Here is a 15,187-nt window from a genome sequence, read left to right on the forward strand (position 1 = left end):
CCTTTAGTTCTTGACCATCTTTTTCAGCGCCTGTTTGATCACGTCCTCCAGGGACAGGGCGTCCACGTCGACCCCCTTCAGGGCCACGCCGATCTCGCTCTGACTGTAGCCCAGCACCGCCAAAGCGGCGGCGGCCTCGCTGGACTTGTTCTCGGGGATCACCGTGACGCCGGTGCCGCCGTAGCTCTCCCCGTCGGCGGAGAGCTGCCCCTTGGCCAGCTTATCCTTCAGCTCCAGGATGATGCGCTGGGCGATTTTTTTGCCGATGCCCTGAGCCACCGTCAGGGCCTTCCCGTCCCCGGTGATGATGCTCATGGCCAGGGACTCCGGCGTGGCGGCGGACAGGATGGACAGGGCCGCCTTGGGCCCCACGCCGGACACGCCGATGAGCATCTGGAAGCAGTTGAGCTCGCTCTCCGAGAAAAAGCCGTACAGCTCCATGGCGTCCTCCCGGACGTTCAGGTGGGTGTAGAGCTTGGCCCTCTCCCCCTTTTTCAGCCGGGCAAGGGTGTTGTTGGTGGTGCGGCAGGCATACCCCACCCCGCCGCAGTCGATGACCGCCAGGAAGGGGGCCGTGTGGGCCACGGTGCCGTTGACATAGTAAAACATGGTGTTGTTCGCTCCTAACGGGTGGGATTGCGCACCTCATACCGGCCGCTGCCCGGCCTGGCGGCATCGGGGCTCTGGAGCCGGGAGGTGAACGAGCGGGCATGGCACAGGGCGATGGCCACCGCGTCGGCGGCGTCGTCCGGCTTGGGGACGGCCTTCAGGTTCAGCAGGCGGCGGGTCATTTCCATGACCTGCCGCTTCTCCGCCTTGCCGTAGCCCACCACCGCCTGCTTCACCTGGCTGGGGGTGTACTCATAGATGGGCACGCCCCGGCGCTCGGCGGAGAGCAGGATCACGCCCCTGGCCTGGGCCACGCCGATGCCCGTGGTGATGTTGTTGTTGAAAAACAGCTCCTCCACCGCCATGGCCTGGGGCTTGAACTGCTCCAGCAGCAGCTCCATGTCATCGGCAATCCGGAGCAGCCGGGCGGGCAGAGGCTCCCCCGCCGGGGTGGTGATGGCGCCGCACTGCACCAGCCGCTGCCGCCCGCGATCCGCCTCCACCAGGCCGAAGCCCACGATGGCGAAGCCCGGGTCGATTCCTAAAATCAGCATGGTATGCGTTCCCTTTCTCAGTCCATACAGAAAATATTGTACCACGGCGGCCACGGCGGCGCAAGATGGAAAACAGGCCGGAACACACTGTGCTCCAGCCTGTCGCTTACGCCCTGGGATGGGCTTTGTTGTAGACGTTTTTCAGCTTCTGGTTCACCAGCTGGGCGTAGATCTGGGTGGACGAGATATCCGCGTGGCCCAGCATCTCCTGGATGGAGTGGAGATCCGCCCCGTTTTCCAGCAGGTGGGCGGCGAAGGAGTGGCGCAGGGTGTGGGGAGTGATCTCCGTCTGGATGCCCGCCTTCTCCTGGTAGTGCTTGATGATCTTCCAGAAGCCCTGGCGGCTCATCCGCTCCCCGCTCATGTTGACGAACAGGGCCCGCTCATCGGGGTGCTCCACCATCTGGGGCCGCACGTGGGTGATATAGTCCTCCAGGGCCTGAACCGCCGCGGGATAGAGGGGGATCATCCGCTCCTTTCCCCGGCCGGCGCAGCGGAGGAAGCCCGCCGCCAGGTTGACGCTCTCCAGATCCAGGCCGATGAGCTCCGACACCCGGATGCCGGTGGCGTAGAGCAACTCCAGCATGGCCCGATCCCGGCAGCCCTTGGCGTCGGAGGGGTCGGGCTGCTCCAGAAACAGCTCCACCTCCTTGGAGGTGAGGATGTGGGGCAGCTTGCGCTCCACCCTGGCCGGGGACAGTCCCCGGGCCGGGTTCACCGCCACCAGCCCCTTCCCCATCAGGTAGGTGTAAAAGGACTTGAGGGAGGCCAGGCTGCGGGTCACCGTGGCCGCCGACTTTCCCTTGGATGTGAGGAAGCGGGTGTAAGCCTCCACATCCCGCTGCTCCGCCTGCTCCGGCAGGAGCTCCTCCCCCGCCAGCCAGTGCAGATACTGGTTCACATCCCGCAGGTAGGAACTCAGGGTGTTGGAAGAAGCACGCTTTTCCTCGGTCAGGTAGTGGGCATAGCCCGATTGATAATCCATCCGTCCAACACCTTCTCACACAATTCTCTATCCGGCCAGCAGGGTGCCGGCCAAGCCGGACACCAGCGCGGGAACCGCGAAGCCGTCCAGCAGCATACACACACACAAAGCCGCGGCGCACCCGCCGCAGCGCAGCCAATAGGCCCGTCCATAGAGGGGGGCGGCCTTGCTCTCCCCCCAGACCCGCCCGGCCAGTGTCCGGGCGGTCATGAAGCTCTGCACCCCCAGCACAAAGAGCGCCGGGACAGAAAACGCCCCGCCCACGCCGAACACCAGCAGGGCAAGCAGACAGCCCGTACCGCCGAAGATGCGCACGAAAGAGGCGATGGAAAAGGCCAGCAGGAACCCCCGCACCGCGAAGAGCAGGGGCAGGGCCAGCAGGCCCAGGGCCGTGAAGCCCAGCAGAAGGGCCAGCAGCGGCCAGCGCAGAGTCTCCCACACCAGCGCGGCCAGGGCCGGCGGAGCGGTCTCCCCCGCCTGTGCGGCCCGCAGGAAGCCCTCCACATAGGCGGCCAGGCTCTCCTGCCCGCCGCCGTCCACACAGCCGGCCAGCAGGCAGCCCGCCAGCCCGCCCAGGAAAAAGCAGGCCGACACCGCCGCCAATATCAGCACCGACCCGTCCGCCGATGTGCTCCAACGGTCTGCCCTCCGCATGGCTCCCACCTCCCATGGGAGTGTATGCGGACAGGGCCGCCCGTAGACGTGCCGGAACTTTCCTATGCTAACTATAGACCAACTGAGCCGCGTGTGCAAGAATCCCGGGATAAAAAAATCATTTTTGGTTATTATGCCGACATTTTATGTAAACCTTATTATGTAAATCCCACAAACCAAAAGAGGGGCGCCGCAGTGTGCGGCGCCCCTCTTCCTCGCCTCTTTATGCTGTTTTTAACGCATATCTCCGAAAAATTCAGAACCTTTTGGGCTGATTACACTCGATTACATTCCGTATAATTACGATCTGTATACCTCAGTCCGCCATGCCCGCCGCAATAGCCCGCAGGGCGATGGCGCACTCCAGCCGCTTGCGCTCCAGCTCGCACCCCACCCGGTGGGGCTTTTTTATGTCGCCGTTGACAAGCAGATTGGAGGCGGAACACCCGCCGGAGCAGTAGAACCGGGCCCAGCAGTCCCGGCACTCCTCCCGGGTGTAGATGTTCAGCCCGGCAAAGCGGCCGGACAGCTCCTTGTCAAAGGTGCCGTCGTGGACGCTGCCCAGCCTGTAGTCCTCGTTGCCCACGAACTGGTGGCAGGGATAGATATCCCCCTCCGGGGTGATGGCCACGTACTCGCAGCCCGCGCCGCAGCCCCGCAGCCGCTTGATCACGCAGGGCCCCTGGGCCAGATCCACATTGAAATGGAAGAAATTGGTCTCTGGGTGATCCTTCAGGTACTCGGCCAGGCGCTCGTACTCGGCCTCCAGCTCGGGCAGATCCTCCTCCTGGAGCGCATAGGGATCTTCCCTCTTCCCCACCACCGGCTCCACCGACACGTTCCTGCCGATGGCCGCCAGGGCCTTCACGTCCTCAGCGAAGTCCTTGTGGAAGCGGGTGAAGGTGCCCCGCAGATAGTAATCCTTGGTGCCCCGGCCGGCGATGAGCTTCTCAAACTTGGGGACGATCACGTCATAGCTGCCCTTGCCGTTGACGGTGGGACGCAGATCGTCATTGACCTCCTTCCGGCCGTCCAGGGACAGCACGGCGTTGGACATCTCCCGGTTGATGTACTCGATGTTCTCGTCATTGAGGAGCACGCCGTTGGTGGTGATAGTAAAGCGGAAGCATTTGTCGTGCTCCTTCTCCACGGAGCGGGCGTACTCCACCGTCTTCTTCACCGTATCCATGGCCATCAGGGGCTCCCCGCCGAAGAAGTCCACCTCGATGTTGCGCCGGTGGCCGGACTTCTCAATCACAAAGTCGATGGCCTTCTTGGCGGTCTCAAAGTCCATGGTCATGCGGTGGCCGGTGCCGAAGTCGCCGGTACCCGCGAAGCAGTACTTGCACCGCAGGTTGCAGTCGTGGGACACATGGAGGCACAGGGCCTTCACCAGGGCCTGCTGCTGCATGGACGCGGCCTTCTCCCGGTCGATGTAGTCGTCCTCCTCAAAGAGCAGGCCCTGCTCCGCCAGGCCGCGCAGCTCCTGCCAGGCCTCCTCCAGGGCGGCGGGGTCGTACTGGGGCAGCCTGGCTGCCACCTCCGCCGGGCAGTGCTCTCCCATGGGGGGCTCCACCAGCTCCAGCAGGTGGTAGGTCAGCTCATCCAGCACATGGACGGCGCCGCTGTTCACATCCACGGCGACGTTCACGCCGAGGCATTGAAAGGTATGTACCATATCTGTTCGTTCCTCACTTGATTCCGGCATGGAAAAAGGGTGGGGGTACCCCACCCTTTTCAAGCCCTGTTCGTTCTTACTGGTTCTCGCACTTCTGATTGGCGACGGTGCAAGAGGTCTTGCAGGCGGACTGGCAGGAGGTCTGGCACTCCCCGCAGCCGCCGTGGGCGGCGCTCTTCTTCAGGGTCGCGCCGTTCAGCGTCTTGACATGCTTCATTCTCGTTTCCCTCCCATGGCGATAGTTTAGAATGAGTATACCACATCCATCGCCTGATTTCAATTATTTTCTGCGTTTTTTCCGGGGTGCGGCTTTTTTCTTCCCACTCCCCAGCAGCCCGGCGGTTGCGCCGCCGCACAGGCAGCCGCACAGCAGTCCGATGCCTCCGGCCTCCAGGGACACATTCTCAAAGCACAGCGAGCCGATGGTGAGCAGCAGCAGGAACAGCACGGCCCCGGCGGTCAGGCCCACAATCAGCGCCCGGCTCCCGCACCGCCGCACAGCCAGCACCCCGCCGGCAAAGGCCCCCAGCACGCAGCCCACGATGGTCAGCTGGTACATCAGCTCCTCCCCCGCCAGGCCGCCGGAGATGGCCGCCGACGCGGCCAGCAGAAAGACAAAACACACCGCCAGGGCCAGCACACCGCCCAGCACGATTCCCATGCCGCAGCGGATCAGCTTCGCGCCCTGCTCCTCCTCTTTTTTCCCCATAGAAACACCCTCCCTTGGCATGGATTTCTACTGAAACCTATGCAGGGAGGGTGCTGGCTAGTACGATATTACTTCTTGTCCTTGGAATCCTTGGTGTCCTTGGTATCCGCAGGGGCGTTCTCCGTGGACTGGGTGCCCTTGGTGGAGATGGCCCACTTGGTAAACTCGATGCGCACCCGGTCGGCGCTGGTCTCGATAACGATGGTGTCCTCCTTCACCTGGCAGATGGTGCCTACTATGCCGCCGATGGTGGTGATCTCGTCACCCACCGCCAGCTCGGAACGCATCTTGGCCGCCGCCTTCTTCTTCTTGTTTTCCGGCCGGATCAGCAGGAAGTAGAAGACCGCGATCAGGATCACCAGCGGCAGAATCATCTGGGCCATCTGTCCCCCAGCAGCTGTCTCTGTCAGCATTGCGTTTGCAACCTGTGTAAACAATTGTATCCCTCCGATTTCAGCTTTGATAAAAGGACTTATCAAAGGGACATTATAAAGCCAAATGCAGGATTTGACAAGCCCTTTTCCCGTTTCCTTTACAAAAACTTCACAGCCGCCCGGACAGCTTCTCCGAGTACTCCGCCCGGAAGGCGGCGAACTGCCCTTCGTCCAGGGCCTGGCGGATGCGCTGAGTCAGCTTGTTGTAGAAATAGAGGTTGTGGAGCACCGCCAGGCGCATAGCCAGCATCTCCTCCGCCGCAAACAGGTGGCGCAGATAGGCCCGGGAGAAGTTCCGGCATACCGGGCAGTCGCAGTCCGGGTCGATGGGCCGCTCATCCAGCTTGTACTTCTCATTGCGGATGTTCAGCGCCCCCGACCAGGTGAAGAGCTTGGCGTGGCGGGCATTGCGGGCGGGCATGACACAGTCGAAGAAGTCCACGCCCCGGGCCACCCCCTCGATGATGTTGGAGGGAGTGCCCACCCCCATGAGGTAGCGGGGCTTGTCCGCCGGCATCCAGGGCTCCACCGCGTCGATGATGTCGTACATCACCTGGGTGGGCTCCCCCACCGCCAGGCCGCCGATGGCGTACCCGTCGCAGTCCAGCTTGGCGATCTCCTTCATGTGCCAGATGCGCAGATCCTCAAAGGTGGCCCCCTGGTTGATGCCGAAGAGCATCTGCCGGGGGTTCACCGTGTCGGGCAGGGCGTTGAGCCGGTTGTGCTCCGCCACACACCGCTCCAGCCAGCGGAGGGTGCGCTCGCAGGAGGCCTTGGCGTACTCATAGGTGGCCGGGTTCTCCACGCACTCGTCAAAGGCCATGGCGATGTCAGAGCCCAGGTTGGACTGGATCTGCATGGACTCCTCCGGCCCCATGAAGATGCGCCGGCCGTCGATGTGGGAGGCAAAGGTGACCCCCTCCTCCTTGATCTTGCGCAGGCCGGACAGGGAGAACACCTGGAACCCGCCGGAGTCGGTGAGGATAGGGCCGTCCCACCGCATGAACTTGTGCAGGCCGCCCATCTGGCGCACCACCTGGTCGCCGGGGCGCAGGTGGAGGTGGTAGGTGTTGGACAGCTCCACCTGGCAGCCGATCTCCTTCAGATCCAGGGCGGATACCGCCCCCTTGATGGCCCCCTGGGTGCCCACGTTCATGAACACCGGCGTCTGCACCGTGCCGTGGGCGCAGGTGAACACGCCCCGCCGGGCCTTCCCCTCTGTTTTCAGGACTTCAAACACAGTAAAACTCCTTTGTCTTCAAAGCAATGGATTCAGCAGACATTATCATACCAGAAGGCGGGGAACTTGGCAAGGTTTCCGGCAAAAGCGGGCATTTCCCCGCCGCTGCAACCACCGGTTGCCGAATAGTTGGTGGACAGGACGGGTACCTTCCCTTATAATTGGGCTCGAGGTGAGGACAATGACACTGGGAGAGCGCATCCGGGAGCAGAGGAAGGCCAGGGGCATGTCCCAGGAGATGGTGGCCGGGCACCTGGGGGTGAGCCGCCAGGCGGTGGCCAAATGGGAGAGCGGCCAGTCCGCCCCCAGCGCGGAGAACCTCCACAGGCTGGCGGAGCTGCTGGGCACCACCGCCGGCAGCCTGCTGGATTCCCCGGCAGTGGGGAGCGGAGCCGCAGAGCAGGCCTACGCCCTCCTCCGGGCGGAGCGGGAGGCGGAGAGACGCCGGAGCCGGCGGCGGCGCAATCTTCTGGCCGCCCTGGCCGTGGCGGGGGCCTATCTGGTCATCTACCTGCTGGGGCGGATCTTCGGCACCGCGCCGGGCAGCTATTCTTTGGCGGGCTGGCTGTTCGGGAATGATCCCCAGCAGCTCTCCTACCTGTACGGCTGGCTGCTCCGCCAGAAGCTGTTCTGGGCCGCCCTGCTGATCTCCGCCCTCCCTGCCCTTTGGGGAAAATACCGGTTCTCAGCCACCGCCTCCATCGGCTTTGCCCTGGGCCTGGCGCTGGGGGAGCTGGCGGGCCCCAACCCCGCCGGGGCCCTCTGGGGACACGGCCACGACGGATGGGCCATCTGGGGCGGGTGCTTCCTGCTCTCCCTGGCTATGGGCGGGGTGCTGGAGCGGCTGTCCCGGCGGGGATTGGCTGTCAAATCCCGGGCCTTCCTGCTCTGGTGCGCCCTGTTTGTGCTGGGCACGGCCGCTGTGGTCTTACTGGTTAAATGGGGCACTCCGGTTCCAACCGGAAGCTGATGCCCCCTCCGGGAACCTCTCCTCCGCCCGATAGCCCAGCCGGGCTGGGTTGCCCTCGCTGCGGAAGATCCGGCGGCACTTGAGGTCGCAGGCCACTGACCACACCGTGTCGTGGCCAGAGCTCCGGTCGTACTGGCAGAGAAATCCATATCTGCCGGACAGAAGGTGTTTCACAAAGTCCGCGGTGGGCGGGCCGTCCAGCCCCTCCAGCGCGGTGCGCATGGTCGCATACCGACGTCCGGCCTGCCAATTATCCGCCCCCGGAGGGCTGGATGGCATGCCGGGCAGGTGAAAAGCGTTGACGGCGCAGACAAAGCGGACGCCGGGGTTCCGGGGCTGCTCCACCGCCAGCCGCATCCCGTCGTACTCCGTCACCGCCACACTGCCGCCGGCATCGGCCAGGGTCAGGGTGAAGGGCGAGCCAAGCGGCAGGGTACGGATGGCTGCCAGAGCCTCCTCCACTGTTCCGCACCTCTCCAGCAGCCAGCGGAGCAGCAGCCCCACGTGGAAGCCGGGCCGGATGTGCACCCCCCATGCCGAGGTCAGGCCGGCGGCCAGGCCCCGCTGGTTGACGCCGTCCTCCATCTCCAAAAAGGCGGTGGTACTGCCGGTATAGGCATATCCGTCGTCGGTGAAGCAGCAGGAGACGTTGGTATTGTAGTCCTCCAGCTCCACCAGAAAGTCGCTGTTGCGTCCAAAAAGCGTCTCCCCTCCTCCGGCAACCGCCAGGCAGGAGCAAGCACAGGCGGGCGGAATGGCATACATGCTGAACAGCACCGCCTGGAGCTCCTCTTCGCCGCAGCCCTGCCCGTCTGACAGGCCCCGCAGCTCCTCCAGAAGCTCCGGGTAGTACCGGGCGTAGACTGGACGGCAGGCCGCCGCGTAGTCCCGCCGCGCCTGGGTGATGGGAAAGGGCACGTGCTCCAGAATAAAATGCTGGCGTGCCGACAGAAGGGAGCCCCACTGAAATCCGGTCTGGTAGTGGGTTCCCGCCAGGGTGATGGTATTCATGTTTCTGGCTCCTTCTCCGTAAATTGGAGAGCCGCCGGCAGCCCTTGATGAGAGGATAGCCCCAACAAATTTTTATGTCAAGAGGAATTTGAATCGTAAAAAACGAGGTGTGCCCTGCTGGGCGCACCTTGTTTCAGCCTGTCGAAAAAGTCTTTTCGACAGGCTGCTGAACTTTTTGAAACTTCAAAAAAGTTTCAAAAAGTTGTTTGATCTAACGTGAAAGGGAACCCTGACGGTTCCCTTTCACACTATCCTTCCCTCCGAATCCTTTGGCGGGAGGGTTTCTCGACAGCCCCAAACGAGGTGCGCCCTGCTGGGCGCACCTCGTTTTCCATCTATTCCGTCTCCTGCTCTGCCACGCCGTCCATGGTCTGCTGGACGATGGACTCCATGATGTCGCCGGTGAGGGCCCCGGGCACATAGCCGAACACGTTGCCGTCGGCGCCGATCATGAAGGTGGTGGGGAAGGCGGTGATGCCGTAGTAATAGAAAATCTCGCCCGTGGTGTCCATCACCACCGGGAAGGTGTAGCCATTGTCCTCCAGGAACTGCTCCACCTCCGCCTGGGTCACGTCCTGGTTATAGGGCGCGTCCTCGGTCTTGGGGTTGGCCACCCCCAGGACGATCAGATCCCCCTGGTTCTCCCCGTACTTCTCATAGAGGGCCTGGATCTCCGGCATCTCGCTCTTGCAGGGGCCGCACCAGGTGGCCCAGAAGTTGAGGAACACCGTCTTGCCCGCGTAGTCGGACAGGGTGTGGGTCTCCCCGTACTGATCCACCAGGGTAAAGTCGGGGGCGGGGATCACCGGCCGCTCACTCGCCGCCGGGCTCTCCTCCGGCACCGGGGTTTCAGATACCGGAGCCTCAGACGGCGCGGGGGCCGCGCTCTCCTCCGTCTGGGGCTGGTTGCTCACGCCGCTGCCCGCCGCGCTGGACAGGTAGCTGGTGATGCCGTTCATGAAGCCGGTGAGGGTCATGACGCCCATGAGCACCAGCAGGGCCGCCCCCACCTTCACGGTGTAGCGCACCACCTTCTGGTGGCGCTTGAAGAAGTCCAGCACCGTGCCGGTGAACAGGCCCACCGCCAGGAAGGGCACCACGAAGCCCACGGTGTACACCCCGATGAGCAGGAAGCCTCTGGCCGCGCTGCCGGAGGAGGAGGCCATCAGCAGCACGCTGCCCAGGGTGGGGCCCACGCAGGGCGTCCAGGCAAAGCTGAAGGTGAAGCCCAGCACCAGGGCCACCAGGGGATTCATGGCCCAGCGATCCAGCCGGAAGGGCAGGCGGTGCTCATTCTCCAGGGCCCGGGAGCGGCCGAACAGGCCGAACTGGTACAGGCCGAAGAGAATCATGATGATGCCGCTGATGCGGGCAAACCAGGTCTGATTCCTGGTGAAGAAGGTGCCCAGGGCGGTGAAGCCGAACCCCAGCAGGAAGAAGGCAAAGCTGACCCCCACCACAAAGAAGATGGTGTTCACCAGCACCCTGCCCCGGGGGTAACGGATATTGCCCTGGTCATCCACGGTCTTGGCGCCCCCGGCCAGGTAGCCCACATACAGGGGCACCAGGGGCAGCACACAGGGGGAGAAAAAGCTGAGAAGCCCCTGTATCAGCACGGTAAGTACGGGTACGCTGGTCTCCAGTGTAAGTCCCATGGTCATCTCCTACTTAACAAGTTTTAGACGGCGGTCGAGCTCCGCCAGGGTAACGGTGGAAAGATAGGCGCGGCAGCGGTCGTCCATCTCCCCCAGCAGGCCGTCCATCACGTCCGCCATGCCGGAGGCCACCAGGCAGGGCTGATCCAAGCTGCCGCTGCGCCAGCGGGCGGCCACAAAGCGGGCATCCACTGCCGCCGCCACCCGATCCAGGGTGAGGGATTCCGGCTCCCCCGCAAAGCGGTAGCCCCCCTCGCTCCCCTCCCGGGTCTCCACCAGCCCGGCCTTTTTCAGGCCCGCCATCACCTTGCGCACCCGGGCCGGATTGGTGCAGATGTTCCGGGCCAGCTCCTCGCTGGACACCAGCTCCCCCCGGTGGTGCAGGTACACCAGGGCGTGAACCGCCAGGCAGAACGCGCTGTTCATGCGCTTCCCTCCCCCTCCGCCAAGGAGAGGAGATACTCCTCCGCGTAGTGGGCCGCCACGGCCCCGTCGGCGGCGGCGGTGACAATCTGCCGCACCGCCTTGGTGCGCACGTCCCCCACCGCGAACACGCCGGGGACGCTGGTGCGGGTGGACTCGTCCGCCGCCACATAGCCGGCCCCGTCCATGTCCACCTGCCCGGCGAAGAGGGCGGTGTCCGGCACCCGGCCCACGGCCACAAACAGGCCGTCGCACTCCAGCTCCCGCCGGGCGCCGGTGTTCACATCCTCCAACTCCAGCCCCGTCAGGCGTTTCTCCCTGCGCAGGGCGGTAATCCGGGTGTTCCAGATGATCTCCACCCCCTGTTCCTCCAGGGCCCGGTGGTACACCGCAGAGGCCCGCAGCCGATCCCGCCGGTGGATCAGCCAGACCTTTTTGCACAGTCTGGACAGATAGAGGGCGTCCTCCACCGCCGTGTTGCCGCCGCCGGCCACCGCCACTGTTTTGCCCTTGAAGAACATGCCGTCGCAGGTGGCGCAGTAGGCCACCCCCCGGCCCCTGAGGGCGCCCTCCCCAGGCAGGCCCAGCTCCCTCGGAGAGGCGCCGGTGGCCAGGATCACCGCGTCGGCGGTGAACTCCCCCTCGGAGCTCTCGATCCGCTTGGGGCAGGCGGACAGCTCCACGCCGGTCACCTCGGCATAGACGGTGGCCGCGCCGAAGCGCTGCGCCTGCCGCTCCATCCGCTCCGCCAGCTCAAAGCCGTTGATCCCCTCGTCAAAGCCGGGGTAGTTGTCCACCTGGTCGGTGGTGGCCATCTGGCCGCCGGCGGACAGCTTCTCCAGCACCACCACCGACCGGCCGCTGCGGGCGCAGTAGAGGGCGGCGGTGTACCCGCCGGGGCCGCCGCCGATCACCGCCACGTCGTAATGGGCTGTGCTCATACCGACTTCCCTCCCCGCTTACAGGCCGGCCCAGTCCACAATCTGGGCCTTGGAGCCGGGAGCTATCAGGGGCTCCCCCGCCTGGCCGTTCCGGAACAGCAGCAGCGTGGGGATGGTGTCCACCTGGAACCGCTCCTCCAGCTCGGGCTGCTCGTCAATGTTGACCTTGCCCACCACGAGCTGTCCGTCGTACTGCTGGGCGATCTGGTCGACGGCGGGGCCGATGCGGCGGCAGTAGACGCACCAGGGCGCCCAGAAGTCCACCAGCACGGGCTTCTCCGCCCGCTCCACCAGCTCCGCGAAATTCTCCTTGGTAATCGTCACAGGGGTCATAGCAATCTTCCTTTCCCGGCCTGCCGCCGGCCTTAGGATGCCGCCGGCGGAGGCCTGTTATTCTATTTGTAATTTTTTTAGTTACAGTTTACAGCTAAATCATACCAAAACACTGTTGTTTTGTCAAGGGGGATCAAAAAAATCTGCGGGGCGCGTCTGCATCGCGCCCCGCAGGGGGTTCAGGAGATGAACATGGCGTCTCCGAAGGAGAAAAAGCGGTACTTCTGCTCCACCGCCTCGTTGTAGGCGGCCAGGACGTGCTCCCGCCCGGCCAGGGCGGACACCAGCATGATCAGCGTGGACTCCGGCAGGTGGAAGTTGGTGATCAGGCCGTCCAGCACCTTGAAGCGGTAGCCGGGATAGATGAAGATCTTTGTCCACCCGGCGCTCTCCTTCAGGGTGCCGTCCTCCGCCGCCCAGCTCTCGATGGTGCGGCAGGAGGTGGTGCCCACGCAGATCACCCGCCCCCCTTCCCGCTTGGTCTGGTTGATGGTCTCAGCGGTCTCGGCGGAGATCATGCAGTACTCCGAGTGCATGTCGTGGTCGGTGATCTCCTCCTCCTTCACCGGGCGGAAGGTGCCCAGGCCCACGTGGAGGGTGACAAAGCAGGTTTTCACCCCCATGGCCCGCACCTGCTCCAGCAGCTCCGGGGTGAAGTGGAGTCCGGCGGTGGGGGCGGCGGCAGAGCCCGCCTCCCGGGAGTAGACGGTCTGATAGCGCTCGGGATCCTGCAGCTCCGCCTTGATGTAGGGCGGCAGGGGCATCTTGCCCAGCCGCTCCAGGGTCTCCAGGAAGATGCCCTCGTACTCAAAGCGCACCAGCCGGTTGCCCCCCTCGCACACCTCCACCACCTCGGCCTTCAGCTCCCCGTTCCCGAAGGACACGCGGGCGCCGGGCTTCAGCTTGCGTCCGGGGCGCACCAGGCACTCCCAGGTCTTGTTCCCCCGGTCGATGAGCAGCAGCACCTCCACCGCGCCGCCGCCGGGCTCCCGATGGCCGATCAGCCGGGCGGGCAGCACCCGGGAGTCGTTGAGCACCAGGCAGTCCCCCGGACGGAGCAGGGTGGGCAGGTCATAGAAATGCAGGTGCCGGGTGGCGCCGGTCTCCTTGTCCAGCACCATGAGCCGGGAGGCGTCCCGCCGCTCCAGCGGCGTCTGGGCGATGAGCTCCTCGGGCAGGTAAAAGTCAAAATCAGCGGTCTTTATGGTGTGCGCACCTCGATTCCAGTGTAGTAGAAGGTGAGGATGTCCTCATATGTATAGCCCTGCTGGGCCATGGCGTAGGCGCCCCACTGGCTCAGGCCCACGCTGTGGCCCCAGCCGGAGCCGGTGATGGTAAACGTGCCGTCACCGGAACCGACGGAGGCGGACGAGCTGCCGCCGGCGCTTGGCTCCAGCAGCGCGGTGGAGCCGCCGCCGGTGATGACATAGGCCTGCCCGTCGGTCAGGGCGCTCACGTCGCCGTCACTGTTGACGGCATAAGCCCCGTTCAGGGTGGACAGGGTGCCGGTTCCGTTGATGGTATAGCCGCCGGAGGCGGAGCCGCCGCCGTTGACGGTGTAGCGGATGGAGCGCAGGCCCAGCACCGTGCGGCAGTCGTCCCCCGACTCCACATACTGCTTGCCGTTGGCGTCGGTGAGGGTGATCTCAATGGTGTTTCCGGTGGCGCTGGTCTCGGTGATCTGGAAGCTGACGATGTCGGCGGAGGCACCCACCTTCTCCGCCAGCTCTTCGCCGGTGAAGGTGACCGTCCAGTTGTAGTTGGAGATCCTGTCCGCCACCGCCGTCTCATAGGGGTCGATTTTTCCGGTCAGATAGGGGTAGTCGTTGCCCCAGACGTTGACGGCGCTCTCGCTGGCTCCGCCGTTGTGGGAGGAGTAAACCGCCTGCTCGGCCACCTGGCCGTTATACCACAGGTACTCCCCGCTGGTCTCCTCCACCGCCCGGCGGCTGTTGTCGCTCATCTCGGCCACGCCTTTGTACGCCTGGCAGTGGACGGCATTGCACAGATCGAAGCCGTCGCCCTGGTGCTTGCTGGCCTGAAGAGTGCCCCAGGCGTAGCTGCGGGCGCACACCGCCTGGGCCTTCAGCGCCTCCAGCGGCCAGGAGGCGCTCATCTCCTGCAGGATGACCCCCTGGATATAGTCGTCCATGGACAGCACGTTGACCACGGTGATGTCCCCGCCGCTCCGCCGGTACTCGAAGGCCCCGAAATAGAGGCTGCCCCGGAAATGGGTCTGAGCCTCCTCCCGGTCGCTCTGGCCCGGGTTTACCGCCAGATACAGCCCCTGGGTGCTGTCGAACTGGAACAGGATCTCATTCGTCCCCGTGCGCACCACAGAAACCCCCGCGCCGGAGGTGCCCGCCACACTGGCCGACGAAAGGCCCAGGGACGCCTGGGCATCCAGGGCCTCGTCCTGATCCAGATAGGCCCCCACCCGTACGGTGTACACCCCGTCAATCCACGCCGGGAAGCCGCCCTCGTACCGGGCGGCCTCGTCCGCCGCCTCCTCAAAGCTGCGGTAGGTGCCGGGCAGCTCCAGATGCCAGCAGCCCAAGGCGATGTCGGAGGTCTGGCTGTCGTAGTAGCCCGAGCCGTTCCAGTCCACCCCGGTGCCGTACCAGACATTCTGAGTCTTGACCATGGAGACGGCGCTCTCATAGGTGTAGCCCAGCTCCTGGAACGCCCTGTCCTCATCAAAATAGCCGAAGCGGTAGCCCTCCCCCACCTCGTTGGCCAGGTTGGCGCCGGCCAGGGCGCTGCTGCCGTAGTACAGGCCCACCCGGATGGTGGGATCGGCCTCCACCGACGCCGCCCGGGCGCTCAGAGGCAGGGCCCCGGCCAGCAGGGCCGCGGAGAGCACCGCGGCACGAACCATTTTTCCGCATGTTTTACCCTTCATTTGGTGAAATTCTCAGCTCGCTTTCGTTGACACGCCGCTTTTCCCTGTGGTACAATTTTTCAAACTGGGCAGTATCCGTATCAGACGGG

General features: G+C 64.4%; 17 protein-coding genes. 1 reads left to right on the forward strand and 16 read right to left on the reverse strand.

The window, feature by feature from the left end; translation table 11 throughout:
• Positions 1-3: 3 nt before the first annotated feature.
• The 9 genes from ruvA to tgt form a co-directional block, all read right to left on the reverse strand.
• Positions 4-609 carry a Holliday junction branch migration protein RuvA gene (ruvA, locus tag B5E42_RS13875; protein WP_087240665.1) on the reverse strand — a complete coding sequence of 202 codons (606 nt, stop codon included), beginning with the start codon at positions 607-609 and terminating at the stop codon, positions 4-6.
• 14 nt (positions 610-623) lie between these two features.
• A complete protein-coding gene (gene ruvC, locus B5E42_RS13880) occupies positions 624-1,163 on the reverse strand; it encodes a crossover junction endodeoxyribonuclease RuvC (RefSeq protein ID WP_087240667.1) in 540 nt (179 codons plus the stop codon).
• Positions 1,164-1,269: 106 nt separating this feature from the next.
• Complete coding sequence (gene xerD / locus B5E42_RS13885) at positions 1,270-2,148, reverse strand: site-specific tyrosine recombinase XerD (protein WP_087240669.1); 879 nt, start codon at positions 2,146-2,148, stop codon at positions 1,270-1,272.
• Between the two features lie 27 nt (positions 2,149-2,175).
• The gene (locus B5E42_RS13890) at positions 2,176-2,802 is read right to left on the reverse strand and encodes a stage II sporulation protein M (RefSeq protein WP_087240671.1); all 627 of its coding nucleotides are present in this window, start codon (positions 2,800-2,802) and stop codon (positions 2,176-2,178) included.
• 316 nt (positions 2,803-3,118) lie between these two features.
• On the reverse strand, positions 3,119-4,480 hold the full coding sequence (gene scfB / locus B5E42_RS13895; protein ID WP_087240673.1) for a thioether cross-link-forming SCIFF peptide maturase: 1,362 nt from the start codon (positions 4,478-4,480) through the stop codon (positions 3,119-3,121).
• Positions 4,481-4,556: 76 nt separating this feature from the next.
• Positions 4,557-4,697 (reverse strand): six-cysteine ranthipeptide SCIFF, encoded by a 141-nt coding sequence (gene scfA / locus B5E42_RS13900; protein WP_007489363.1) that lies wholly within the window; start codon positions 4,695-4,697, stop codon positions 4,557-4,559.
• A gap of 63 nt (positions 4,698-4,760) precedes the next feature.
• Positions 4,761-5,189 (reverse strand): TIGR04086 family membrane protein, encoded by a 429-nt coding sequence (locus tag B5E42_RS13905; protein ID WP_242967148.1) that lies wholly within the window; start codon positions 5,187-5,189, stop codon positions 4,761-4,763.
• Between the two features lie 68 nt (positions 5,190-5,257).
• Complete coding sequence (yajC, locus tag B5E42_RS13910) at positions 5,258-5,602, reverse strand: preprotein translocase subunit YajC (protein WP_087240677.1); 345 nt, start codon at positions 5,600-5,602, stop codon at positions 5,258-5,260.
• Between the two features lie 130 nt (positions 5,603-5,732).
• Positions 5,733-6,863 carry a tRNA guanosine(34) transglycosylase Tgt gene (gene tgt / locus B5E42_RS13915; protein ID WP_087240679.1) on the reverse strand — a complete coding sequence of 377 codons (1,131 nt, stop codon included), beginning with the start codon at positions 6,861-6,863 and terminating at the stop codon, positions 5,733-5,735.
• Between the two features lie 181 nt (positions 6,864-7,044).
• Here tgt and B5E42_RS13920 point away from each other — a divergent pair, with 181 nt between their 5' ends.
• Positions 7,045-7,833: a helix-turn-helix transcriptional regulator gene (locus tag B5E42_RS13920; RefSeq protein WP_087240681.1), complete on the forward strand. Its 789-nt coding sequence runs from the start codon at positions 7,045-7,047 to the stop codon at positions 7,831-7,833.
• Here the strand turns inward: B5E42_RS13920 and B5E42_RS13925 are convergent.
• The 7 genes from B5E42_RS13925 to B5E42_RS13955 form a co-directional block, all read right to left on the reverse strand.
• A complete protein-coding gene (locus tag B5E42_RS13925) occupies positions 7,792-8,844 on the reverse strand; it encodes a C45 family peptidase (protein ID WP_087240683.1) in 1,053 nt (350 codons plus the stop codon). The genes B5E42_RS13920 and B5E42_RS13925 overlap by 42 nt on opposite strands.
• Positions 8,845-9,179: 335 nt before the next feature.
• Positions 9,180-10,499 (reverse strand): cytochrome c biogenesis protein/redoxin, encoded by a 1,320-nt coding sequence (locus B5E42_RS13930; RefSeq protein ID WP_087240685.1) that lies wholly within the window; start codon positions 10,497-10,499, stop codon positions 9,180-9,182.
• Between the two features lie 9 nt (positions 10,500-10,508).
• On the reverse strand, positions 10,509-10,925 hold the full coding sequence (locus B5E42_RS13935) for an Rrf2 family transcriptional regulator (RefSeq protein ID WP_087240687.1): 417 nt from the start codon (positions 10,923-10,925) through the stop codon (positions 10,509-10,511).
• Complete coding sequence (gene trxB, locus B5E42_RS13940; protein ID WP_087240689.1) at positions 10,922-11,863, reverse strand: thioredoxin-disulfide reductase; 942 nt, start codon at positions 11,861-11,863, stop codon at positions 10,922-10,924. The genes B5E42_RS13935 and trxB overlap by 4 nt, the downstream gene beginning before the upstream one ends.
• Positions 11,864-11,881: 18 nt before the next feature.
• Positions 11,882-12,196 carry a thioredoxin gene (gene trxA, locus B5E42_RS13945; protein ID WP_087240691.1) on the reverse strand — a complete coding sequence of 105 codons (315 nt, stop codon included), beginning with the start codon at positions 12,194-12,196 and terminating at the stop codon, positions 11,882-11,884.
• Between the two features lie 179 nt (positions 12,197-12,375).
• The gene (gene queA / locus B5E42_RS13950; protein WP_087240693.1) at positions 12,376-13,401 is read right to left on the reverse strand and encodes a tRNA preQ1(34) S-adenosylmethionine ribosyltransferase-isomerase QueA; all 1,026 of its coding nucleotides are present in this window, start codon (positions 13,399-13,401) and stop codon (positions 12,376-12,378) included.
• A complete protein-coding gene (locus B5E42_RS13955; RefSeq protein ID WP_087240695.1) occupies positions 13,398-15,098 on the reverse strand; it encodes a SpoIID/LytB domain-containing protein in 1,701 nt (566 codons plus the stop codon). Before B5E42_RS13955 ends, queA begins: the two co-directional genes overlap by 4 nt.
• Positions 15,099-15,187 lie beyond the last annotated feature (89 nt).

The organism is Flavonifractor sp. An10 (genome assembly GCF_002161215.1).
Classification (GTDB): domain Bacteria; phylum Bacillota; class Clostridia; order Oscillospirales; family Oscillospiraceae; genus Flavonifractor; species Flavonifractor avistercoris.

Coding starts and splice junctions, on each gene's coding strand:
- B5E42_RS13905 (WP_242967148.1), bottom strand. CDS start 5,189: ATGGGGAAAAAAGAGGAGGAGCAGGGCGCGAAGCTGATCCGCTGCGGC.
- B5E42_RS13890 (WP_087240671.1), bottom strand. CDS start 2,802: ATGCGGAGGGCAGACCGTTGGAGCACATCGGCGGACGGGTCGGTGCTG.
- trxB (WP_087240689.1), bottom strand. CDS start 11,863: ATGAGCACAGCCCATTACGACGTGGCGGTGATCGGCGGCGGCCCCGGC.
- yajC (WP_087240677.1), bottom strand. CDS start 5,602: ATGCTGACAGAGACAGCTGCTGGGGGACAGATGGCCCAGATGATTCTG.
- scfA (WP_007489363.1), bottom strand. CDS start 4,697: ATGAAGCATGTCAAGACGCTGAACGGCGCGACCCTGAAGAAGAGCGCC.
- ruvC (WP_087240667.1), bottom strand. CDS start 1,163: ATGCTGATTTTAGGAATCGACCCGGGCTTCGCCATCGTGGGCTTCGGC.
- B5E42_RS13930 (WP_087240685.1), bottom strand. CDS start 10,499: ATGGGACTTACACTGGAGACCAGCGTACCCGTACTTACCGTGCTGATA.
- B5E42_RS13935 (WP_087240687.1), bottom strand. CDS start 10,925: ATGAACAGCGCGTTCTGCCTGGCGGTTCACGCCCTGGTGTACCTGCAC.
- xerD (WP_087240669.1), bottom strand. CDS start 2,148: ATGGATTATCAATCGGGCTATGCCCACTACCTGACCGAGGAAAAGCGT.
- B5E42_RS13955 (WP_087240695.1), bottom strand. CDS start 15,098: ATGAAGGGTAAAACATGCGGAAAAATGGTTCGTGCCGCGGTGCTCTCC.
- ruvA (WP_087240665.1), bottom strand. CDS start 609: ATGTTTTACTATGTCAACGGCACCGTGGCCCACACGGCCCCCTTCCTG.
- trxA (WP_087240691.1), bottom strand. CDS start 12,196: ATGACCCCTGTGACGATTACCAAGGAGAATTTCGCGGAGCTGGTGGAG.
- scfB (WP_087240673.1), bottom strand. CDS start 4,480: ATGGTACATACCTTTCAATGCCTCGGCGTGAACGTCGCCGTGGATGTG.
- B5E42_RS13925 (WP_087240683.1), bottom strand. CDS start 8,844: ATGAATACCATCACCCTGGCGGGAACCCACTACCAGACCGGATTTCAG.
- B5E42_RS13920 (WP_087240681.1), top strand. CDS start 7,045: ATGACACTGGGAGAGCGCATCCGGGAGCAGAGGAAGGCCAGGGGCATG.